General features: G+C 72.6%; 17 protein-coding genes and 1 pseudogene. 6 read left to right on the forward strand and 12 right to left on the reverse strand.

Going from position 1 to position 21617, the window contains the following annotated elements:
• Positions 1 to 40 precede the first annotated feature (40 nt).
• From C1J01_RS00335 to C1J01_RS00345, 3 genes are read left to right on the forward strand one after another with little or no spacing between them, the layout of a single operon-like run.
• Positions 41 to 439 (forward strand): VOC family protein, encoded by a 399-nt coding sequence (locus tag C1J01_RS00335; RefSeq protein ID WP_111175009.1) that lies wholly within the window; start codon positions 41 to 43, stop codon positions 437 to 439.
• Positions 440 to 457: 18 nt separating this feature from the next.
• Positions 458 to 796: a YciI family protein gene (locus C1J01_RS00340; protein ID WP_181448497.1), complete on the forward strand. Its 339-nt coding sequence runs from the start codon at positions 458 to 460 to the stop codon at positions 794 to 796.
• Positions 793 to 1983: an RNA polymerase sigma factor gene (locus tag C1J01_RS00345; RefSeq protein WP_111175010.1), complete on the forward strand. Its 1191-nt coding sequence runs from the start codon at positions 793 to 795 to the stop codon at positions 1981 to 1983. The genes C1J01_RS00340 and C1J01_RS00345 overlap by 4 nt, the downstream gene beginning before the upstream one ends.
• Before the next feature lie 130 nt (positions 1984 to 2113).
• Here C1J01_RS00345 and C1J01_RS00350 read toward each other — a convergent pair whose 3' ends face one another.
• The 3 genes from C1J01_RS00350 to C1J01_RS00360 all read right to left on the reverse strand — a co-directional run bounded on the left by C1J01_RS00350 (position 2114) and on the right by C1J01_RS00360 (position 4879).
• On the reverse strand, positions 2114 to 3349 hold the full coding sequence (locus tag C1J01_RS00350) for an MDR family MFS transporter (protein ID WP_111175011.1): 1236 nt from the start codon (positions 3347 to 3349) through the stop codon (positions 2114 to 2116).
• Positions 3346 to 4425, reverse strand: a complete 1080-nt coding sequence (locus C1J01_RS00355) for a PLP-dependent cysteine synthase family protein (protein WP_111175012.1) — start codon at positions 4423 to 4425, stop codon at positions 3346 to 3348. The genes C1J01_RS00350 and C1J01_RS00355 overlap by 4 nt, the downstream gene beginning before the upstream one ends.
• Before the next feature lie 91 nt (positions 4426 to 4516).
• Positions 4517 to 4879, reverse strand: coding sequence for a hypothetical protein (locus C1J01_RS00360; RefSeq protein WP_111175013.1), 363 nt, complete (start codon positions 4877 to 4879; stop codon positions 4517 to 4519).
• 298 nt (positions 4880 to 5177) lie between these two features.
• On the opposite strand from C1J01_RS00360, the gene C1J01_RS00365 reads away from it, so the two are divergent.
• The 3 genes and pseudogenes from C1J01_RS00365 to C1J01_RS00375 all read left to right on the forward strand — a co-directional run bounded on the left by C1J01_RS00365 (position 5178) and on the right by C1J01_RS00375 (position 8321).
• The gene (locus C1J01_RS00365; protein ID WP_111175069.1) at positions 5178 to 6473 is read left to right on the forward strand and encodes an aminotransferase class V-fold PLP-dependent enzyme; all 1296 of its coding nucleotides are present in this window, start codon (positions 5178 to 5180) and stop codon (positions 6471 to 6473) included.
• Positions 6474 to 6979: 506 nt separating this feature from the next.
• Positions 6980 to 7354, forward strand: a pseudogene (locus tag C1J01_RS53625) (3,4-dihydroxy-2-butanone-4-phosphate synthase); the annotation flags it as partial.
• Between the two features lie 112 nt (positions 7355 to 7466).
• Positions 7467 to 8321, forward strand: coding sequence for a hypothetical protein (locus C1J01_RS00375; RefSeq protein ID WP_235854146.1), 855 nt, complete (start codon positions 7467 to 7469; stop codon positions 8319 to 8321).
• A gap of 66 nt (positions 8322 to 8387) precedes the next feature.
• On the opposite strand, the gene C1J01_RS00380 is transcribed toward C1J01_RS00375, so the two are convergent.
• The 9 genes from C1J01_RS00380 to C1J01_RS00420 form a co-directional block, all read right to left on the reverse strand.
• Entirely contained in the window at positions 8388 to 10307 is a 1920-nt protein-coding gene (locus C1J01_RS00380; protein WP_111175015.1) for a molybdopterin biosynthesis protein, read from the reverse strand.
• Positions 10304 to 11524, reverse strand: coding sequence for a molybdenum cofactor synthesis domain-containing protein (locus C1J01_RS00385; RefSeq protein ID WP_111175016.1), 1221 nt, complete (start codon positions 11522 to 11524; stop codon positions 10304 to 10306). Before C1J01_RS00385 ends, C1J01_RS00380 begins: the two co-directional genes overlap by 4 nt.
• Positions 11521 to 13263, reverse strand: a complete 1743-nt coding sequence (locus C1J01_RS00390) for an NAD(P)H-dependent oxidoreductase subunit E (protein ID WP_111175017.1) — start codon at positions 13261 to 13263, stop codon at positions 11521 to 11523. The genes C1J01_RS00385 and C1J01_RS00390 overlap by 4 nt, the downstream gene beginning before the upstream one ends.
• The gene (gene fdhF / locus C1J01_RS00395; RefSeq protein WP_111175018.1) at positions 13263 to 16208 is read right to left on the reverse strand and encodes a formate dehydrogenase subunit alpha; all 2946 of its coding nucleotides are present in this window, start codon (positions 16206 to 16208) and stop codon (positions 13263 to 13265) included. The genes C1J01_RS00390 and fdhF overlap by 1 nt, the downstream gene beginning before the upstream one ends.
• Positions 16209 to 16314: 106 nt before the next feature.
• Positions 16315 to 18117, reverse strand: coding sequence for an aldehyde ferredoxin oxidoreductase family protein (locus C1J01_RS00400; protein WP_111175019.1), 1803 nt, complete (start codon positions 18115 to 18117; stop codon positions 16315 to 16317).
• A 17-nt stretch (positions 18118 to 18134) separates the two neighbouring features.
• Positions 18135 to 18980 (reverse strand): molybdenum cofactor guanylyltransferase, encoded by an 846-nt coding sequence (gene mobA, locus C1J01_RS00405; RefSeq protein WP_111175070.1) that lies wholly within the window; start codon positions 18978 to 18980, stop codon positions 18135 to 18137.
• Positions 18981 to 19012: 32 nt separating this feature from the next.
• On the reverse strand, positions 19013 to 20020 hold the full coding sequence (locus C1J01_RS00410) for an ABC transporter ATP-binding protein (RefSeq protein WP_111175020.1): 1008 nt from the start codon (positions 20018 to 20020) through the stop codon (positions 19013 to 19015).
• Entirely contained in the window at positions 20017 to 20718 is a 702-nt protein-coding gene (locus C1J01_RS00415) for an ABC transporter permease (RefSeq protein WP_111175021.1), read from the reverse strand. Before C1J01_RS00415 ends, C1J01_RS00410 begins: the two co-directional genes overlap by 4 nt.
• Before the next feature lie 9 nt (positions 20719 to 20727).
• Positions 20728 to 21573, reverse strand: coding sequence for an ABC transporter substrate-binding protein (locus tag C1J01_RS00420; protein ID WP_111175022.1), 846 nt, complete (start codon positions 21571 to 21573; stop codon positions 20728 to 20730).
• Positions 21574 to 21617 lie beyond the last annotated feature (44 nt).

Raw genomic sequence — 21617 nt, forward strand, 5'->3', positions numbered from 1 at the left:
GAGGGGCCGCCGTGCCCGTACGACCACGCAGGGAGAACTCATGCGACCGGCACTGAACACCGTCGACATCATCGTCTCCGACCTGGAGGCGTCCATCGCGTTCTACGCCCGGCTCGGGCTGGACTTCACGATCGACCCGCACTCGCCCGAGCACGCCGGCTGCGACCTGCCGAACGGCCTGCACGTCATGCTGGACACCGAGGGCTTCCGCACCCCGTTCCTGCCCGGCTGGACCCCGCCGGACGGCGGACCGCGGACGCTGCTCTGCTTCGCGTTCGACACCCCGGCCGAGGTGGACGCCAAGTACGCCGAGCTGGTCACGGCGGGTCACCGCGGCATCGCGGAGCCGTTCGACGCGTTCTGGGGAATGAGGTACGCCACGGTGGCCGACCCGGACGGCGGCGGCGTCGACCTGTACGCCACGCTCCCGGCAAGCTGAGAACGGAAGGGACACACCGTGAAGTACGTGCTGATGTTCGTCGAGACCGAAGAGTTCGCCAGGCAGCTGGAGGAGATGGGCGAGCTGGAGCAGCAGGCCGCCTACGCGGCGGTGGGCCGGTGGTTCGCCGAGCACGCCGACAAGATCACCCACCACACGCACCTCGCGCCGGTGCACACCGCGACCACGGTACGGCTGGACGGCGCCGAGCCGTTGATCACCGACGGGCCGTTCGTGGAGGGCAAGGAGGTGGTGAGCGGGTTCGCCGAGGTCGAGGTGGCCGACCTGGACGAGGCGCTGCGCCTCGCCCGCTCCTGGCCGGCCTGCCCGATCGTGGAGATCCGCCCGGCGTCATGAGCGAGGACGCCCTGGCCCGCGTGGTACGCGAGCACGCGGGCCGGCTGACCGCGTCCCTGGTGTCGCTGCTGGGCGATTTCGCCGCCGCCGAGGACCTGGTGCAGGACGCGATCGAGACGGCGTTGCGGCGGTGGCCCGCCGAGGGCGTGCCGGAGCGGCCGGACGCGTGGCTGCTCACCGTGGCCCGCAGGCGCGGCCTGGACGTGCTGCGCCGGGAGTCGAACTACCGGGCCAAACTGGCCCGGCTCACCCGGCCGGAGCCCGCCGCCGCCGACGACCGGCTGCGGTTGATCTTCACGTGCTGCCATCCGGCGCTGTCGCGGGCGGCGCAGATCGCGCTGACGCTGCGTGTCGTGTGCGGGCTGTCCACGGCCCAGATCGCCGCGGCCTTCCTGGTGCCCGAGTCCACGGTCGCGCAGCGCATCACCCGTGCCAAACGGAAGATCGGCGAGGCCGGGATCCCGTACCGCGTCCCGTCGCAGGAGGAGCTCCCGGGTCGGCTGGGCGAGGTGCTGGCGGTCATCTACCTGCTGTTCAACGAGGGCTACCTGTCCAGCACGGCCGAGCGGTCCCAGGCGCGCGACCTCGTCGACGACGCCGAGTGGCTGGCCGCGCTGCTGGCGAACCTGATGCCGAAGGAGCCCGAGGCGGCCGGGCTGCTGGCGCTGATCCGGCTCCACCGGGCCCGTGGCGCGGCCCGCTTCGACGCCGAAGGCCGTCTGGTGCTGCTGGCCGACCAGGACCGGAGCCTGTGGGACCGGCAGGCGATCGAGGACGCGACCAGGCTGCTGACGCGTGCCGCCCGCGCCCATCGCCGGCCGGGGCCGTACCAGGTGCAGGCGGCGATCGTGGCCTGCCACGCCGAGGCCGCCGGCTTCGCCGACACCGACTGGGCGCAGATCCTCGTGCTGTACGACATGCTGCTGCACCTGGCGCCCTCCCCGGTCACCCGCCTGCACCGGGCGGTCGCCGTTCGTTACACCCGGGGCCCGCGGGCGGCGCTGGCCGAACTGGAGGGGCTCGGCCCGCCCCTGCAGCGCTACGCCCTCTACCACGCCACCCGCGCCGAGCTGCTGCGCGATCTGGGCCGGCGCGAGGAAGCCCGCCGCGCCGACGAACGTGCCCTGGACCTCACCGCCAACCCGGCCCAGCAGGCGCTGCTGGAACGACGACTGCGCTGGGACTAGAGCCTCACGGCCGTCACCAGGTGACCGGCAGCGCGGTCAGCCCGCCGGTCAGCACGTCGCGGTCGAAGGTCAGCTCCTCCACCGCGCACGCCAGTTCCAGCCTGGGGCCGCCGCCCGGCCCTGACGTTCCTCATCCGCCGGTGACGGCGACCGCTCGTGGGGCGCGCCGGTCCAGCCGGCGCACGGCCGCCGCGGAGGCCAGCCCCGCGCCGGTCAGCAGCACCCACGGCAGCGCGGCCAGTCCCGAGGAGCAGGCCGCGTCGACCAGGCCGCCCGCCAGCAGGTTGCCGGCCAGGATGCCGAGGCCGGACAGCAGGTTGTACACCCCGTAATAGGTGCCGACCAGCCGATCTCCCGCCATGTCCGCGATGGCCGCCATCTCGAACGGGAAGGCGATCAGCGTCCCCATGGTGAGCAGTAGCGTGCACACCGCCAGCGGCACGAACGCCCAGAGCGCCGGCAGAGCCAGGTGCGCCATCGCGGCCTGGGGCACGAACGCGAGCCCCATGAGGGCCAGGCCGCGGCTGATCGCCTGCCCGCGGCTCCACCGGGCCGCGCACCAGGCGGTCAGCCGCACCTGCCCGGCGATGCCGAGCAGCGCCGACAGCGCGTACAACGCCATCACGCCCGCCTCGCCGCCGCCGAGCCGCTCCACCTCCAGCGGCAGCGCCAGATACATCTGGTACGACAACGCGTACGAGGCGATCATGGCGACGGCGAACGACATGAAGGCGCGGTCGCCGAACGCCCGCCGCCAGTCGGTCAGCACCGGCGCACGTTCCCCCGCCGGGCCGCGCCGGGCGGGCAGGCACAACCCCTGCAGCACGGTCAGCACCGCGAAGATCGCCGCGGCGGCCAGGCACACGGTGGTGAACCCGGCGTTCAGCAGGACGATGCCGACCAGCGGGCCGAGCAGGATACCGCCCTGGTAGAAGACGTTGAACACGGCGAACACCGCCACCTTGCGCTCGCCGGCCTCGCACGCGAGACAGGCGCGGGCCGCCGGGTTGAACAGCGCCCCGGCCAGCCCCGTCACCACGGCGGCCACGATGAGCAGCGGCAGCGAGGTGGTCAGCCCGAACAGGGCGAACCCGACCGTGCGGAACGCGCACCCCAGCATGATCATCGGCTTGTACCCGAGGCGGTCCGCCAGGGTGCCGCCGATCAGGAACATGCCCTGCTGGCTCAGGTTGCGCAGGCCCAGGACGAGCCCGATGGTCCAGGCGGCCAGGCCCGCGCCGGTGGACAGGTGCTGGGCCAGGTACGGCATGAGCATGTAGAAGCCGAGGTTGATGCCGGCCTGGTTGATCTGCAGGAGCCGGATCGGCCGGTCGAACGAGCGGAACTGCCGCAGCGTGTCCCTCATCGTGCGCCCGCCAGCGGGTCGATCACGTCGGTGCAGCGCGTCCAGCGGCGCACTTCGCGTTCCGCCGGCTTGTCGAGCAGGTCCGGCTCGTCGGCGGGAACCGTGCCGAGCAGGTCGTGCGCGCGGCAGTAGTCGTCGTCGAAGACGGTGTTCCAGTACCGCCACGGCCCGTCGGGGAAGATCGCGACGATGGTCTGGCGGGGGTGGACGCGAGCCAGCCAGCGCGCCACCAGGGTCACCGCTCCGGTGCTCCACCCGCCCGAGACGTAGTGCCGGGCGGCCAGAGCGCGGCAGGCCCAGACCGCCTCGGCCGGGGCGACCCAGTGCACCTCGCTGAAGGCGTCGTAGGCGACGTTGCGCGGGTGGATGCTGGAGCCGAGCCCGCGCATCAGCCGGGAACGGGCCGGCTGGCCGAAGATCGTCGAGCCAACCGTGTCGACGCCGACCAGGCGCAGGCCGGGGAAGTGGCCGCGCAGCACGGTGGAGATGCCCGCGCTGTGGCCGCCGGTCCCGACCGAGCACACCAGCACGTCGATGTGGGACAGCCGGGCGAGCAGCTCGTGCGCGAGTCCCGCGTAGGCGTCCACGTTGTCGGGGTTGTTGTACTGGTCGGGGCAGTAGGAGCCGGGGTTCGCGGCCAGCAGGCGCTCGACCCGCTCCCGGCGGGCCTGCTGCCAGCCGCCGGTCGGATGCGGCTCGGTGACGATCTCCAGGCGCGCGCCGTACGAGGCGAGCAGCCGGCACATGAGCGGCTCCATGCCGGGGTCGCCGACCAGCACGACGGGATGGCCGAAGACGATGCCGGCCAGGGCGAGGCCGAGCCCCAGGGTGCCGCTGGTCGACTCGATGATCGTGGCGCCCGGCGCCAGGTCGCCCCGGGCGCGGGCCCGGCGCACCATGTGCAGCGCGGGCCGGTCCTTGATCCCGCCCGGATTGAAGCCCTCGAGTTTGGCCCAGAACCCTCCCCCGCCCGGGACGAACGGCTCGGAAATGAACGCCATCGGCGTGTTGCCGACGGTGAGAGAAAGCGCGGGATATCCCTCGTTCGGGCGCGCGAAAATCGCTGGTGACGACATTGATGATTCTCCGGAGAACAACGCGTTTCACGGCATGACGAAATGGACGCGAAACCGGGTGCGGACATGGGCGACTACTGCGGTCGCCGTCCTATATGCGCATCACGCAGAGATTCCTCAGGCACGCCGCGGCGCGGCGGACCGCCGCCGCCGGGCTCGGCGCGGCCTCGGCGCCGGCGTCGCCCATCGAGGCGGGCAGCTCCGCCGGCACGGCCACGTAAGACGTCGGACCGGCGGGGCCGCTGGCCGAGCAGTCCTGCTCGGTGCCGTGCCGATGATGCTCGGGCAGGCTGCTGTGCATGCACTGCCCGTCGTGCTCGGCCGCTTCGAGATCAGACCCGTCCAGGTGGGCGCCGTGGCTCGCCGACTCGGCCAGCTCCACGGCCGCGCACGCGCCGCCGTGGGTGAAGACCGCGCCGACGACCAGCGCGATCACGAGCAGCGCATGGGCCATCACCCGGCCGGCACAGGATGCCGCCGGTCGGCGAACGCGCGCTGCTCGTGTCATCGACATCACTGAGCGTAATGCCCACTGGACGGCCGGACGCGCCCGGCGGCGGCAAAGGTTCCGGTAAAGCGGGCGCATTCATTTCGTGCGCGGCAACGCGCGGATCACGCGTGGAATACTTTCCGACCTGCGTATTTTCCGCTGCCCTGGCAAGGCGCGCCGACCGGCGAAAGGAACATGGCGCTCGACGAGATTCCACGACAATGAGATCCGCGAATTCCCGTCGATATAGGTGGTGTTCTTCATGACCATGTCAAGACGCCAGGTCGTCGCGGGCCTCGGCGGGCTCGCCGCCGGCGCCGTGGCCTTCCCCACCCCGGCCGAGGCGCTGGCCGCGCCCCGCGGCGTCCCCGCCGACCGGCTGGCGGGCGACGAGCGTTTCTGGGGGACCGTCGCCCGGCGGTTCCAGGTGAGCCCGGACTTCGTCAACCTGGAGAACGGCTACTACGGGATCATGCCGGACCCGGTCCGGCGGGCTTACCACCACAACGTCGACCACCTCAACGAGCGCAGCTCCCACCTGCTGCGCCACGTCTACAAGCCCCGCGCCGACGTGGTCCGCGACCGCCTCGCCGCGCTGCTCGGCGTCACCAGGAACGAGATCGCGCTGACCCGGGGCGGCACCGAGGCCCTGCAGAACCTCATCGCCGGCTACAACCGCCTGCGCCCCGGTGACGAGGTCATGTACGCCGACCTCGACTACCACAGCGGCCAGTACGTCATGAACTGGCTGCCGACCCGGCGCGGCGTGCGCGTGGCGCGCATCGTCATCCCCGAGCCGGCCATCCGCCAGGCGGTGCTCGACACCTACGAGCGCGCCCTGCGCGAGCACCCGAACATACGGATGCTCCTGCTCAGCCACATCAACAACCGCACCGGCCTGGTCACCCCGGTCCGCGAGATCGTCGCCATGGCCCGCGAACGGGACGTGGACGTGATCGTGGACGCCGCCCACTCGTGGGGTCAGCTCGACTTCACCCTCACCGATCTGGACGCCGACTTCGCCGTCTTCTCACTGCACAAGTGGATGGGCGTGCCGCTGGGCGCCGGCTTCCTCTACATCCGTGAGCAGCGGCTGGCCGACATCGACCCGTGCTACATCGACGAGACCTACCCGGCCTCCGACATCCGCTCGCGTGTGCACTCCGGCACCATGAACGTGGCCCCGTTCCTGACGGTGGACGCCGCCCTCGACTTCCACGAGACCCTGGGCGCCCAGGCGAAGCAGGCCCGCCTGCGCCATCTGCGCGACCGTTGGGTGCGCCAGGCTCAGCAGCTCGGCTCCGTCCAGATCCTCACTCCGGACGAGCCGGACGCCTACGGCGCCATCACCGCCTTCCGCCTGAACGGCCGCACCTCCAAGGCGGACAACGAGGCCATCGCCGAGCACCTCATGACCCGCCACCGGATCTTCACCGTCGCCCGCAGCGGGATGAGCGGCGGCGACGCCGTACGGGTCACGCCGGCGCTCTACACCTCCTCCGACGACGTCGACCGGCTGGCGGCCGCCCTGCGCGACGTCGTCGTACGTTTCCGATGACCACGATCTTTGATCTCTCCGGCGGTGGGTGACAAAAGGGAATTTGGTGCGATTCCAAGGTGCGGCGGTGAGAGCCCGCCGGTTCCACCGGCCACGGCGGGACGACTCGGTGCGATTCCGGGCCACGCGGTGACACCCCGCCACCTCTCGGGCCTGTTCCGGCCCCTGGTTCTCCGTGCGGCGAGGCCCGTCCTCCCGCTGTCGAGAGGTGGTGTCACATGTTCACCGGAAACATCCAGGAAATCGGCACGGTGGTGGCCGTCGACGAGGCGCGCATCGCGGTCGACGCTCCCAAGGCGGCCGCGGGCGCGCCCGGATCGATCGCCTGAACGGCGTGGGCCTGACCGTCCTTCGGTCCACCCACGGGACGGACGCCCTGGAAGCCCGGCTCTCCGCCGAGACCCGGCGCAGATCGACCCTCGACCGGATCCGGCCGGGTGCCCGCGTCAACGGAGACCCCGCCGGCGCTGGGCGACCCGCTCGCCGGCCACCTGGTCCAGGGCAACGTGGACGCCGTCGGCAAGATCGTACGGATCGACGACGAGGGCGCCGCGCGGCGCCTGTGGATCAAGCCGCCCGAGCGGTTCCTCCCGCTGATCGTCGCGAAGGGGCAGATCGCGGTGGACGGCGTGAGCCTGACCGTCGCCGAGGTGTCGGCCGCCGAACGCGCCGCGACCGTGCGCCGCCTGGCACACCCCGACGCGCGACCGGCCGACTTCCTGCGGCCCGGACACGTCTTCCCGCTCGCCGCACGCCCCGGCGGGCTCGCCGAGCGCGCCGGTCACACCGTGGCCACCGTCGCCATGTGCGTGGCGGCGGGGCTGCCGCCCGTCGGAGTGTGCTGTGAGGTCATGAACCCCGACGGAACCATGGCGCAGGCCGCCGACCTGGAGATCGCCGCTCTCCGCTGGGGCCTGCCCCTCCTGGACGTGCACGATCTCGAAAACACCTGTGACCCTGAACCGGTGACGGCTCCCGCCCGTCTGGAAAGGCATGAGAGGCATCTGGCCGGTGGCCGCGCTCGTCGTACTCGCCGCCTGCGGGACGGCGCCTGCGGCTACCGCGCCCCCGACGCGGTACCAGGCGAACGCGACCGTGCTCGCCGACGCGAGCCACGGCCCTCAGCTCTGCGCCATCGTCATGGAATCGCTGCCGCCCCAGTGCGGCGGGCCGGACGTCGTCGGCTGGGACTGGAACGCCGTCGAACACTCCGACCAGGGCGGCACGCGCTGGGGCGAGTACCACGTGGTCGGCACCTGGGACGGCGAACGGCTGACGCTGACGGAGCCGGCGCGCCCCGCCGAACCCCCCGAGGCGCCACGTGACCGGACGGCCTTCACCACGCCGTGCCAGAAGCCCGCGGGCGGCTGGCGCGCGGTGGATCCGGCCAAGGCCACCCAGGAGGCGATGACGGCCGCGCTCGCCCGCGCCGAGCGGCTCCCCGGCTACGCGGGCGGCTGGCTCGACCAGAGCTACCTCGACGACATCGACGGCTACGAGCCCGACGACCCCCGATCGGCGGAACGACACGCCAACGACCCCCTGCGGCTCGTGCTGAACCTCCGGTTCACCGGTGACCCGGCCACCCGTGAGCCGGAGATCCGGGAGGTCTGGGGCGGCGCCCTCTGCCTCAGTCAGGCCGAGCACACCGCGGCGGAGCTGCGTACCCTCCAGGAGAAGGTGCAGGAGGAGCTCACGGACGCCTACTCCGTGTCGGCGGACGAGCGCGCCGGCCACGTCCGCGCCGGCGTCTGGGCGGCCACACCGGAGCTGCGACGCCACGTCGACGCCACGTACGGCAAGGGCATGGTGGTCCTCGACGGCCTCCTCCAGCCAGTGGGGCCGTGAGCGAATCGACCACCTGCCCAGCGCACCAGGCGGCCCGATACGCCCGGGAACACGACTGGCTGTAGGTCAGCGGATGCGGCGGCCCGTTTCCGTGCAGGAGTAGCCGCCCAGGCTCTCCACCTCGGCCTGGAAGCCGGGGTCGTGCAGGAGCTCCCACAGCGGGGCCAGCAGGTCGTCGGAGAGCGCGCCGGTGCGCACCACCAGGTCGTACGGCTCCTGGGCCACCGGGACGAAGTCGAGCCCGAAGGCGCGGGCGGCGGCGAGGATCCCCAGGCCGGCGTCCGCGCGTCCCGCGGCCACCGCCGCCGCCACCGCCAGATGGGTGTGCTCCTCGCGGGAGTAGCCGGGCACCTCGTCGGGGTCGATGCCGAGGCAGGTCAGCTCGTGGTCGAGCAGCGCCCGCGTGCCGGCGCCACGCTGCCGGTTCACGTAGCGCAGGTCGGGCCGGGTCAGGTCCTTGATCCCGGCCAGGTCGAGCGGGTTGCCGGGAGCGACGATGAGGCCCTGGTCGCGGTGGACCAGTCTGATCACGGCGATGTCGGCGTCGGCGCCCAGCAGCCGGTCGACGTAGGGCAGGGTGTACTCGCCGGTGGCCGGGTCCAGCAGGTGCGACCCGGCGACGTGGCACAGGCCGTCGCGCAGCGCCACGAGGCCGCCGAGCGAGCCGACGTTCGACGACGCCAGAGTGATCAGCGGGTCGGCGGCGCGCAGGGCGGAGGCCGCGAGGTCGAGCACCAGGTCGTGCGAGCCGATCGCGACGATGGTCCGGCCGATCTCGGACAGGCCGCGCAGCAGTTCCACCCGGACCTGCTCCCCGGCGTGGTGGCCCTCCACGCCCGACGGCACGACGAGCAGTCCGTCGGCGCGGACGAGTGAGGTGAGCACGCCGGCGCCGCGCGGCAGCGGGGTGGCGACGAGCCGGTCCTGCACCCGCCCGAGGCGCACGCGTACCCAGTCGTCCATGCCGATGGCGGACGGCAGTTTCCTGGCCAGGTGGGCCGTGGCCGACGGGCGTTCCCGGGGGGCGGCGCCCTCCAGCTCGGCGAGCACCGGGGCCGCGAAGATGTCGAAGGTCAGCGCCGCCGACACCGGGTAGCCGGGTACGCCGATCACGGGCGTCTCCTCGACCGCGCCGAGGACGACGGGATGGCCGGGCCGCACGGCGACCCCGTGGACCGCGACGACGCCGGCCCCGGCGACCACGCGGGCGGTGTAGTCGTCCCGCCCCGCGCTGGAGCCGGCGATGAGCAGCACCAGATCGGCGTCGCGGGTGGCCTCGCGGAGCACCGCCGTGATGGCCTCGGGGTCGTCGGGGACGATCTCGGTGACGCGGGCCTCGCAGCCCGCCTCCCGCGCCTGCGCGGCCAGCATCATCGAGTTCGTGTCGAGGATGTCGCCGGGCGCGAGCTCCGAGCCGATCGGCCGGATCTCGTCGCCGGTCGGCACGATCACCACGCGCGGCGCGCGCCGGACGCCGAGCTCGACGACCCCCGCCGCGGCACAGGCGGCGACGTCGACGGGGCGCAGCCGGTGGCCCTCCGGGAGCAGTAGCTCGCCGGCGCTGATGTCCTCCCCGATGGAGCGGACGTGCTGGTAGGGCGGGACGGCGGCCCGGAGCTCGGCCTCCCCGGCCGCGGTGCGGTGCACGTGCTCACGCATGACCACGGCGTCGTACCCGTCGGGCAGCGGGTCGCCGGTGTCGACGACGGCGAAGTCGCCGGCGGCGAGCAGCACCGGGCTGGTCTCGGCGGCGCCCACGGTGTCGGCCGCGCGTACGGCGATGCCGTCCATGGCCGAGGAGTCGAAGGCGGGCGAGGACCGCCGGGCCCACACGGGCTCGGCCGTCACCCGGCCCACGGCGTCTCCGACGGGCACCCGGATCACGCCGACCCGGGCGGGGCATGCCGCCGCGGCGCGCGTCTCGCGCCAGACGGACAGGGCCTGCGCCGCGGGGACGTCGGAGACGAAGGGACTTTCTGCGCTCATCGGTACAGGATGACCTCTACCTCGGTGCCCGCATCCAGCCCGGTGGCCGGTTCGGGCACGATCACGTATCCGTCGGCGCGGGTCAGCACCGACAGCAGCGCCGACGGGCCGAAGATCGGCTCCGCCACGCCGTCGCGGACGGCCACCTGGACCACGTCGAGCCGGCCGGCCGCCGACGCGAGGTCGCGCGACAGCCGCGCCCGCGTGCCCGGCTGCGGCGGCGGGGTCTCGCATCCGGCGATGCGCCACAACAACGGTACCCCGACCTGCCCGAACACCACCAAGGCGGACAGCGGGTTGCCCGGCAGCCCGATGAGCGGGATGCCGGAGCACTCGGCCAGCAGCGTGGGCTTGCCCGGCTTGATGGCGATCCCGTGGCACCAGATGTCGCCGATGGCGGCCACCGCGCCCGCCGTCTCGTCCCTCGCGCCGACCGACGAGCCCGCCGAGACGACCACCAGGTCGGACGTGCCGACGACCTCGGTCAGCCGGGCTTCGAGCGCGCCCGGCTCGTCCGGGACGATGCCGGCGATCACCGGCTCGCCGCCCGCGTCGGCGACCAGCCCGGCCAGCGCGGAGGCGGTGGCGTCGCGTACCTGCCCGGGCGCGAGCTCCGCGGTGCCGGGCGGCACCACCTCGTCGCCGGTGGAGATGATCGCCACGCGGGGCCGGCGGTGCACGGCGACCGTCGTCACTCCGGCGGCGGCGAGGAACCCGAGGTCAGGGGCGCGCAACGGCCGCCCGCCGGGCGCGAGGACGCCGCCCGCGGCCACGTCCTCGTCGGCGCGGACGATGCCGCCGCCCGGCGCGACGGGCCGGGTCACCTCGATCGTGCCCGGCATCGTCTCCGCGGTGTACTCGACCATGACCACCGCGTCGGCGCCGGCCGGGATCACTCCCCCGGTCGGCATCGCGACACACCCGCCCGGCTTGACCGCCACGGTCGGCTCGGCGCCCATCCGCACCGCGCCGAGCAGGTCGAGGTAGGAGGGAAGCCCGTCGGAGGCGCCGTAGGTGTCCATCGCCCGGACCGCGAAGCCGTCCACGGTGGAACGCGCGAAGCCGGGCAGGGCGGCGGGCGCCGTGATGTCCGCGACGGGCACCCGGTGCAACGCCGCGGACAACGGGACCCGCTCCTCGGGGGTGCGATGCGCGGGCCGGAATCCCGCCCGCACCTCGGCGAGGGTGCGGGCGGTGAAGAACTCCCTGCCGCTCAACGGTCCGGCTGCTCCGTCGAGCCCTCGGGCCGGGGCTGCGGGCGAGCCGCGGCGGCGCCCTTGTTCAGGCCGAGCACGGACACCACCGGGCCCAGCGCCACCTGCCCGAGCCCGCAGATCGACGTCTTGCGCATGGTCTCCTCCAGTTGGAGGATCCGGCCCTTCTGGGCGTCGTCGAGGGCGGAGCCGGAGTCGAGCGCGCCGCGCAGCACCTCGTGGGCCTTGGTGGAGCCGACCCGGCAGGGCACGCACTTGCCGCACGACTCGTTGCGGAAGAAGCGCAGCACGTTCGTGGAGGCGGCCAGCAGATCGGTGCCCTCGGCGAGCACCACCAGGGCGCCGGAGCCGAGCATGGTGCCGGCCTCGGCGAGCGTGCCGAAGTCCAGCGCCAGGTCCAGCTTGTCGGGGCCGATGAAGTTGGAGGACGCGCCGCCCGGCTGCACCGCGCCGACCTCCGCGCCGCCGAGCACGCCGCCGGCGAGGTCGATCAGGCCGCGCACGGTGGTGCCCATCGGCACGCAGTAGACGCCGGGGTTCTCGACGTGGCCGGACACGGCGAAGAACTTCCAGCCGACGGAGTCGCCCTCGCCCTGCTCGGCCCACCATTCGGCGCCGCGCTGCAGGATCACCGGCACGTCGGCGAAGGTCTCCACCGAGTTGATCAACGTGGGCCGGCCGTGCAGGCCGTAGTTGCCCGGGAAGGGCGGCTTGTTGCGCGGCTCGCCGCGGTGGCCCTCCATGCACTCCAGCAGCGCGGTCTCCTCGCCGAGGATGTAGCCGCCGGGCGAGACGAAGATGTCGAGCTCCAGGCGGCGGCCGCTGCCGCAGGCGTTCTCGCCGATCACGCCGGCCTCGCGCAGTCTGGCGATCTCGGCGCGCAGCACGTGCTCCTCGGGGCCGTACTCGTGCCTGATGAAGATCCAGCCCTGCTCGGCGCCGACCACGGCCATGCCGAGCAGGAGACCCTCGATCACCAGGTGCGGCTGGTCGGTCAGGATCTGACGGTCCTTGAACGTGCCGGGCTCGGACTCGTCGGCGTTGCAGATCGCGTACTTGACGCTGCCCGGCTCGGCGGAGCGGACCAGGCCCCACTTCCGGCCCGTGGGGAAGCCGGCGCCGCCCATGCCGCGCAGCCCGGAGGCCTCCAGCGTGGCCACCACGCTCTCGGCGCTCAGCTCGCCGGCCAGCAGCGCCCGCAGGCTCGTGTACCGGGAGGAGACGTCCGATCCGGCCGGGTACGGGTCGTTCGGCCAGGGCTCGATCCGTCCCGTGACGGTCGCCTCGGGCAGCTCGTCGCCCCGCGCGGCGCTGACCAGCGCGTCGACGTCGGCCACCGGAGCCGGGTGCTCGTTGACCGCCAGCGCCGGTGCGCTGTCGCAGCGGCCGAGACAGGACACCTCGACGAGCTCGATCTCGGCGTCGTCGCCGTAGCGGGCGCGCACCTCGGCGATCCGGTCGTCCGCCTGACGCAGCCAGCACGACAGGTCGTGGCAGACGTTGATCGCGACCTTGGCCGGCGGGGTCGTGCGGAAGTGCGGATAGAACGAGATGAGGCCCTCGATCTCGTAGAGCGGGCGCCGCATGGTGCGGGCCAGCTCCTCGAGCTCCTCGCGCGGCAACCAGCCCAGCCGCGCCTGGATGGCGTTGAGCGCCGGGATCAGCGACGGCCCCGGGAACTTGCCCGCCCGTGCCTCCACACCGGGCACCCGCGGACGTCCCAACTCGAAACTCAGAGTCATTAGACACTTCCCATGTTGCTGAGGGGCTCCGCGTCCACCACGCTCAACGCCTCGACCTGAATTGCGCAGAACTTGAACTCGGGGATCTTGCCGTACGGGTCGATCTCGTCGATCGTCAGCAGGTTCGCCGCCGCCTCCCGGAAGTGGAACGGGATGAAGCAGTTGCCCAGCTGCTCACGGTGGGAGATGCGCACCTGCAGCTCGATGGAGCCGCGCCGGGACCGTACGCGGACCATCTGGCCGTGCGACAGCCCGCGGTCGGCGGCGTCCTTGGGATGCATGTACACCTCGGGCACCGGCGAGATCGTGTCCAGCGCGAACGACCGCCGCGTCATCGACCCGGTGTGCCAGTGTTCGAGCAGCCGGCCGGTGTTGAGCACCAGTGGGTACTCCGCGTCCGGCAGCTCCTTCGCCGGCAGCCATTCCGCCGGCACGAGGTGGGCGAGACCGTCGTCGGTGTTGAACCGCTCGTCGAACAGGACCACCGTCCCGTCGGAGTGCTCGGGGTCCTCGTTCGGGTAGAGCTTGCCGGTCAGCCCCAGGTTCTCGTGCCGCAGGTTCGCGTACGACGGCATGAGCTCGACCATCTCGTCGAACACCTCGCTGGGCGAGGAGTACGACCAGTCGAGCCCGATCCGCTGGGCGATGTCCTGGATGATCTCCCAGTCCACCCGCGCCTGGCCGGGCGGGTCCATCACCTTGCGGCCGAGCTGCACGCGCCGGTCGGTGTTGGTGTAGCTCCCCTCCTTCTCGAGGTACGACGACGCCGGCAGGATGACGTCGGCGAACTCCGCGGTCTCGGTCAGGAAGATGTCCTGCACCACCAGGAAGTCGAGCTGCGACAGCGCCTTGCGCACCTTGTTGATGTTGGGGTCGGACAGGAACGGGTTCTCGCCGAGCATGTACATGCCGCGCACGCCGTCGGGCTTCAGCACCGAGCCGATGATCTCGGTGACGGTGAGACCGCGGTTGGGGTCGAGCTGCGTGCCCCACGCCTCCTCGAACCGCCGGCGGGTGGCGTCCTGGTCGACACCCTGGTAGTCGGGGTAGAACATCGGGATCAGCCCGGCGTCCGAGGCGCCCTGGACGTTGTTCTGCCCGCGCAGCGGGTGCAGGCCGGTGCCGGGCCGGCCCACGTTGCCGGTGATCGAGCACATCGCGATCAGGCAGCGGGCGTTGTCGGTGCCGGTGGTGTGCTGGGAGATGCCCATGCCCCAGTAGATGACGCCGGCCTTGGCCTCGCCCCAGACCCGCGCGACCTCCCGGATCAGGTCCGCGTCGACGCCGGTGATCTGCGCGGAGCGCTCCGGCGGGTACTCGTTGACCGTGCGGACCAGTTCCTCGAAGCCGGAGACCCGGGCCTTGATGAACTCCATGTCGATCAGGCCGAGCCGGATCACCTCGTGCATGACCGCGTTGTAGAAGGCCACGTCGGTGCCGGGCTTGACCTGGCAGTGGTAGTCGGCGTGCTCGGACACCGTGCTGGCCCGCGGGTCCACATAGATGATCTTCGTGCCGCGCCGCCTGGCCTGCTTGAAGAAGGAGCTGGCGACGGGATGGTTCGCCGTCGGGTTGGACCCGGTGATGATGACGACATCGGCGTTGGCGACGTCGCCGTACGTGGTGGACACCGCTCCGGAGCCGACGCCCTCGAAGAGCGCGGCCACCGACGAGGCGTGGCAGAGCCGGGTGCAGTGGTCGACGTTGTTCGTGCCGAAGCCGGCCCGGATCAGCTTCTGGAAGAGGTAGGCCTCTTCGTTGGAGCACTTCGCGGAGCCGAACCCGGCGATGGCGCCCGGCCCCCGCTCCGCGTGGATCTCCTTCAGCCGCCGGGCGATGAGGTCGAGCGCCTCTTCCCAGGTGGCCTCGCGGAAGTGCGGCAGCACCTCGTCGTAGTCGACCAGGCCGCCGGGCTTGCGCCGGCCGTCCTTGCCGTTCTTGCTGAGCTTGGCGCTGCGGTTGCCGCCGGCGCCGGCGCGGCCCCGATCGTTGTGGGAGTCGCCGCGCACGTCCGCCGACAGCGGGCCCTTCGGGTAGGACGACTCCTTGCGGATCAGCGGCACGGTCAGGCGCTGCGGCGAGGCCGCGTAGTCCCAGCCGTAGCGGCCCTTGACGCACAGCCGGCTCTTCGAGCCGGGCTGGTCGCGGCCCTCCGCGAAGGCGATCGCGCCGCGCTCGCGGTCGACGTAGTAGGTGAGCGCGCAACCGACGCCGCAGTACGGGCAGACGCTGTCGACCGCGTCCAGCTCCTCGCGGGGCCGGATGGGGATGTCGTTGATCGGCTTGTTGGTCAGGGCGCCGGTGGGACAGGCCTGCACGCACTCACCGCAGGTCACGCACGAGCTCGCACCCATGGGGTCGTTGAGGTCGAAGGCGATCTTGGTCGAGTAGCCCTTGCCCGAGCGCCCGATGACGTCGTTGCCCTGGATGTCGTCGCACGCGCGCACACAACGGTCGCACAGGATGCACGCGTCGTGGTCGACCGAGATCACCGGGTTGGAGGTGTCCAGGCCCCGGCCCGAGCCGCACGGCAGGTCGGTCGTCTCCTTGGCCACGTCGAACCGGTCGGCGAGGTCGAGGAGCAGGTTGTCTCCGGTGGTCGTCTCCTTCGGGTCCTCCGCGCGCGGCGGCTGGTCGGAGATCAGCAGCTCGGTCAGGGTCGCGCGGTTGCGCTCCAGCTCCGGGGTGCTGGTCTTGACCTGCATGCCCTCCTCACAGGGGCGCACGCACGCGGCGGCGAAGGCCCGTCCGCCCGTGTCGACCACGCACATGCGGCAGACCCCGACGGGGTCGTAGCGCTCGTTGTGGCACAACACGGGGATGTCTATGTCTACGAGCTTGGCGGCATCGTAGATGCTGGTGCCCTCTGGCACGGAAACAGCACGGCCATCGATCTCGACAGTCACCGTCCGTACGGCCGTAGCGGACTCCTCGAGCATCGTCATCTCAACCTCATCAGTCGAGCAGTGTAATGGCATACAGAATACGGCATACAATTGGCCGCCGCAATTTGTCCCTCTTTGCGCAACAGACCCCTCCGCTCTGCCATGGCTACCCGTCGAGGAGCAGGTCCGCCAGATCGGCCGCCGCGACGCGCCCCTCTTCGTCCAGGCCGCGCGCGGCGTAGTAACCGGCGACCATCGACCGCAGGCGGCCCGCGTCGAGCGCCGCCCGGCGGCCGGAGCCGAGCTCCAGCGGCGTCTCCAGCATCCGGGCCGGCAGCGTGTCGTCGGCCGCGGTGGCCCCCTCGCGCAGGTTGAACGCGCGCTTGGCGCGGACGATCCGCCGGGCGGTGCCGCGCAGCTCGGCGGCGTCCACCTGCCACCCGGTGACCAGCGCGAGCAGCCTCGCCCACTCCGTGAAGGGGTCGTCGAAGACGCCGCGCAGGAACTTGCAGAGGATCATCGAGTCCATGACCGCGGCGCGGTCCTCGGTGTCGACCGCGGCGGCGACATGGGCGGCGCCCCCGGCCAGCCGGTCGAGGTCACCCGACAGGTCGGCCTCGTAGGCGCCGGAGCGGTTGTGGTCGGCTCCCCTGGCGTTCACCGCGAGGCCGAGCGCCATCGCCTGCAGGCTGCGCGGCTCGTAACCGGGCAGCTCCAGCCCCTTGACCTGCGGCGCGAAGTCGATCGAGCCGTGCCCGACCACCTCGGCGGCGCGGCGCGAGCCCTGCGCGAGCAGCTCCCCCAGGCCCGGCGAGCGTTCGCCGATCGCGTCCAGCGCGCGCAGCAGCGCCGCGCCGTCGCCGAAGCGCAGCCACGGCTCGTCGATCAGGCCGCGTTCGGCGCACTCCATCGCCCACGCGATCGTGCCGCCCGCCGAGATGGTGTCGAGGCCCAGCTCGTCACAGCGGGCGCTGGCTGCGAACACCTCGTCGGGGTCGGACACGCCGCACAGCGGGCCGAGCGCGAAGACGTTCTCGTACTCCATCCGCTGGCTGCCGCCGCCCTTGCGGGAGTAGATGTGCTCGCAGCCGATGGAGCACGACGCGCAGCTGTTGCGGGCCACCCCGCGCAGCTCGTGCAGCTCCTCGGCGGCCAGCCGGGGCGCGCCCTCGAAGGTGGCCGCGGTGAAGTTGCGGGTGGGCAGGGTGCTGACGGCGTTGAAGGCCAGCAGATTGGCCAGGGTGCCGAGCTCGCGGTATTTCGCGGTGGCCGGGCCGAAACTGCGCCGGCGCAGGTCGCGGGCGGCGGCGAGCACCCCGGCCTGGTCCGCGACCGACACCTTGGTCGCCGCCCGGACCAGCACGGCCTTGAGGTTCTTCGCGCCCATCGCCGCGCCGAGGCCGCCCCGGCCGGCGTGGCGGCCGTCGTGGCTGATCGTCGCGTATCTCACCTGGCGCTCGCCCGCCGGGCCGATGGCCGCGGTGCGCCAGTTGCGGCCGAACCGCTCCTTCGCCGCGGACTCCGCCTCGGCCGCCGACAGCCCGGCGAGCTCGGGAGCCGGTTCGAGTCGTACGCCGTCGCCGTCGATCAGCAGCACCGACAGCTCGTCGGCACGACCGCGGATCACGATCGCGTCGTGCCCGGTCAGCTTGCCGGCGATGGCGAACTGGCTGGAGGCGAGGGCGTCGGTCAGCAGCCCGGTCAACGGCGACTTGGCCACCACCGCGAATTTCGCGCTGGTCGTCAACGGCGTGCCGACCAGCGAGGAGAAGACGAAGGCCAGCGGTGCCTCGGGAGCCAGGGGATCGACCCTCGGGGGCGCCAGCCGGTGCATCAGCCACGTGCCGAGGCCGACCCCGCCCAGATAGGCCCGCAGCACCCGTTCGTCCAGCTCGTAGGGGGCGCTGCTCGCCTCGCCGCCGGCGACGTCGACGACCAACGCTTGTCCGAAGAATCCACCAGGCGCCATGTCCTGACCCTACGACCTCAGCCGCCGGCGTCCGCGGACAGGAAGGCGACGGTGTCTCCGGCCACGAGCGGCAACGCCTCGTCCCGGGTGACCTGATCGCCGTTGAGCGCGGCCACGACGTGACGGTTCAGGGTCAGCCCGGCCTCGGCGGCCGCGGCCCCGAGGGTGGCGGCCCGGACGCCGCGCGGACGATGGCCGCCGTTCCTCGCCAGCGCGCCGAAACACTCCACCACGACCTCCGGCGGCGGCCGGTCCCTGGCCGCCGCGTAGTCGTCCGGGGAGTTGACGTTGATCACGGACTCCAGCGTCGGGTCGTGCCGCGCGAGCTCGGCGTCGGCCAGCAGCTCCTCGTCGCTCAGCCGCGCCACCTCGCAGTGCTTGAAGAGCATGCCGGGACGCAGGTCGCCCTTGGCCAGCAGGTCCTTGACCAGGCCGGCCAGGGCGGTCCGGTAGCCGGCGGCCAGCGGCTGCCGGAAGCCCCGGGCCACCGGCAACGCGACGTCCGTGCCGGGAGCCAGGGCGCGCAGGACCCGGCGGACGAACGCGGGGTGCAGGAACGGCATGTCGGTCGAGCACACGAACGCCGTCTCGGCCCGGTCGGCCACCGCCTCGAGCCCCACGGCCAGCCCCTGCATGGGGCCCAGCCCCTCCACGGGGTCCTCGACCACCGAGACCCCCGAGGGCAGCGGCGGCAACTCCTGCCCGGGCGCGGCGACCACGACGACCGGGCCGTCGACCGTCCTGGCCAGCACCGCGGTGGCCCGGTGCAACAACGTCGAGCCGTGCCATTCCAGCCAGGCCTTCGGCCGGCCCATCCGCGTGGAGCGCCCGCCCGCAAGCACAACGCCCGCAGCAGTCTGCATGCCCGCATGGTAGGCCACGCCTCGGAGCGGGGTCACGACGGGGTTGCGAGGCTCATCTCCGTCAGCGGCCGGGCGTGCCGGATCCGCACGCGGACGCTGCTGCCGGCCGGGGGAAGCTCGGTGGCGAGCAGGTCGCCGGGGTGCAGGCAGGTCAGCGGGCCGGCGGCGGTGTCGACGTCGACGCGGGTGGCGACGCCGAGCGCGACGGTCCGGCGCAGCGTACCGATCACCTCGGCGGAGTCGTCGGACGGGCCGAGGACGAGCCGGGTGTGCTCGGGCCGCGCCACGAGGGTGTGCGTCCGGCCGGTGAGGGCCGGCGGCAGCAGGTTGGTGAAGCCGAGCAGCCGGGCCGTGTCGGCGTCGCCGGGGTGGTCGAGCACCTCGGCGGTCGAGCCGTGCTGGCGGATCCGGCCCTTGATCAGCAGCGCGGTGTCCTCGGCCAGGGCGAGGGCCTCCTGCCGGTCGTGGGTGACCAGGATCGTGGCGGTGGGCTGCCCGGTCAGCGCGGCGCGCAGGTCGGCGAGCAGGTCGGCGCGCGTCGTGCTGTCCAGCCCGCTGAACGGCTCGTCGAGCAGCAGCACCTTGGGCCCGACCGCGAGCGCCCGGGTGATGCTGACCCGCTGGGCCTCGCCGATGGACAGGCTGCGGGCGTCCCGGCCGGCGAGGGAGGCGAGTCCGAGCGCCTCGATCCACGGCCATGCGCGGGCCTGGGCCTCGCGGCGGCTCACGCCGCGGAACCGCAGCCCGCTGATCACGTTGGCGGCCACCGTGCCGCGGCGCAGGATCGGCCGTTGCAGCACGGCCACGAGCGCGTGGCGCATCAGCGACCGCGTCGCCGGACGGCCGTCCAGCAGGATCTCGCCGCTGACCCGGTGGCTGCTGAGCAGGCCCAGCGCGCGCAGCAGGGTGGACTTGCCGGCGCCGTTCGGGCCGAGCACGGCGAGCGTGCGCCCCGACGAGACGTGCAGCTCCGGCACGCTGAGCAGCTCCCGGCCGCCCGCGTGCACGCGCAGGTCCCTGCACCCGATCCCGGCGCTCACCGCGTCACCGCCTGCCGCTGCTGGATCAGGGTCAGCGACAGGTTCACGCCGAACGCGATCAGCAGCAGGATCAGGCCGAACGCGATCGCGAGCGAGAACTGGCCCCGGCTGGTGGCCAGCACCGCGGCGGTGGTCAGCACCCGCGTCTGCCCGGCCAGGTTGCCGCCGACCATCTGCGCGGCCCCGACCTCACTCACCACCGCGCCGAACGCGGCCATCGCCCCGGCCAGCAGCGGCAGCCTGGCCTCGCCCAGCAGCGCCGCGAGCGCGCGGACCGGGGTCGCTCCGAGCGCCTGCATCTGCACCCGGAAGTCGGGATCGACCTGTTGCAGCGCGGCCGCGACGAGCGCGACCACGATCGGGGTGGCGATCGCGCCCTGGGCGATGACCATCGCGGTCGGGGTGTAGAGCAGCCCGAGCCCGCCCAGCGGCCCGCTGCGCCACAGCAGCACGGTGACGAACAGGCCGACCACCACCGGCGGCATGCCCATCCCCGTGTTGGCCGCCGCCAGGAGGATCCGCCGGCCCGGAAAGCGCGCCACCGCCACCGCCGCGCCCAGCGGCAGCCCCAGCAGCAGGGCGATGGCGGTCGCGGTCAACGAGACGCGCAGGGTCAGCGCGATGATCGACCAGCTGTCCTCGTCCCCGGACAGCAGCAGTCTGACCGCGTCCGCCAGCCCGCCGAACAACACGTCCATCGCGTGACCTCACAGGCCGAGTTTCGTTTCGTCCTTGCCGGCGTCCGGGGTGAACAGCGGCTGGCCGAACGTCGCCCGCCCGAACTCGCCGATGAGCCGCTGCGCGGGCGCGGCGACGATCCAGTCGGCGAACGCCTTCGCGCCGTCGGTCTGCACCCGATCACCCGCCTTCTTCGTCATCTCGATGACGTGGTAGACGTTCAGCAGGCCGGGGTCGCCCTCGCTGAGCACCTCCAGCTGCAGGGTGTCGCGCTGGGTGAGATAGGTGGCCCGGTCCGACAGGGTGTAGCCGGCCTTCTCACTGGCCACCCGCAGCGTCTCGCCCATGCCCTGGCCGGTGGACTGGTACCACGATCCGCCCGGGGTGACCCCGGCCCTGGACCAGAGGTCCTTCTCCTTGGAGTGCGTGCCCGACTCGTCGCCGCGGGAGACGAACACCGCCTGCTCGCCCGCGATCTTCTTCATCGCCTCGGCGCTGCTCGTGCCGCGTATTCCGGCCGGGTCGGCCTTGGGGCCGATCAGGACGAAGTCGTTGTGCATCACCAGTCGTCGCGGGCCGGCGCTGCCCTCGGCCACGAACTTCTCCTCCGCGGCGGGTGAGTGCACCAGCAGCACGTCCGCCTCGCCGCGACGGCCCAGCTCGATGGCCTGCCCGCTGCCGACCGCCACGGTCTTGACCTGCCAGCCGCTCTCACGGGTGAACACCGGCAGCAGCTCGTCGAGCAGCCCGCTGTCCTGCGTGCTGGTCGTGGTGGCCAGGATCAGCGACTTCGGCTGCTCCGCGGGGGTGCTTCCGCAGCCGGCCAGCAAGGCCGTCACTACCGCGGCTAAGACAACCAAGATCCTGGTACGCATGGCCGTGACCCTATCTGTGCTAGTTCAGAGGAGTGCAAGTGTAA

Origin of the sequence: Nonomuraea aridisoli, from assembly GCF_003236395.1 — a bacterium.
Classification (GTDB): Bacteria; Actinomycetota; Actinomycetes; order Streptosporangiales; family Streptosporangiaceae; genus Nonomuraea; species Nonomuraea aridisoli.

Bases quoted from the DNA above. Each gene is read 5' to 3' on its own strand.
- C1J01_RS00350 (WP_111175011.1), bottom strand. From the start codon at position 3,349: ATGAGGGACACGCTGCGGCAGTTCCGCTCGTTCGACCGGCCGATCCGG.
- C1J01_RS00365 (WP_111175069.1), top strand. From the start codon at position 5,178: ATGACCATGTCAAGACGCCAGGTCGTCGCGGGCCTCGGCGGGCTCGCC.
- C1J01_RS00335 (WP_111175009.1), top strand. From the start codon at position 41: ATGCGACCGGCACTGAACACCGTCGACATCATCGTCTCCGACCTGGAG.
- C1J01_RS00415 (WP_111175021.1), bottom strand. From the start codon at position 20,718: ATGGACGTGTTGTTCGGCGGGCTGGCGGACGCGGTCAGACTGCTGCTG.
- C1J01_RS00390 (WP_111175017.1), bottom strand. From the start codon at position 13,263: ATGACTCTGAGTTTCGAGTTGGGACGTCCGCGGGTGCCCGGTGTGGAG.
- C1J01_RS00345 (WP_111175010.1), top strand. From the start codon at position 793: ATGAGCGAGGACGCCCTGGCCCGCGTGGTACGCGAGCACGCGGGCCGG.
- C1J01_RS00360 (WP_111175013.1), bottom strand. From the start codon at position 4,879: ATGGCCCATGCGCTGCTCGTGATCGCGCTGGTCGTCGGCGCGGTCTTC.
- fdhF (WP_111175018.1), bottom strand. From the start codon at position 16,208: ATGACGATGCTCGAGGAGTCCGCTACGGCCGTACGGACGGTGACTGTC.
- C1J01_RS00355 (WP_111175012.1), bottom strand. From the start codon at position 4,425: ATGTCGTCACCAGCGATTTTCGCGCGCCCGAACGAGGGATATCCCGCG.
- mobA (WP_111175070.1), bottom strand. From the start codon at position 18,980: ATGCAGACTGCTGCGGGCGTTGTGCTTGCGGGCGGGCGCTCCACGCGG.
- C1J01_RS00380 (WP_111175015.1), bottom strand. From the start codon at position 10,307: ATGAGCGCAGAAAGTCCCTTCGTCTCCGACGTCCCCGCGGCGCAGGCC.
- C1J01_RS00375 (WP_235854146.1), top strand. From the start codon at position 7,467: ATGAGAGGCATCTGGCCGGTGGCCGCGCTCGTCGTACTCGCCGCCTGC.
- C1J01_RS00400 (WP_111175019.1), bottom strand. From the start codon at position 18,117: ATGGCGCCTGGTGGATTCTTCGGACAAGCGTTGGTCGTCGACGTCGCC.
- C1J01_RS00420 (WP_111175022.1), bottom strand. From the start codon at position 21,573: ATGCGTACCAGGATCTTGGTTGTCTTAGCCGCGGTAGTGACGGCCTTG.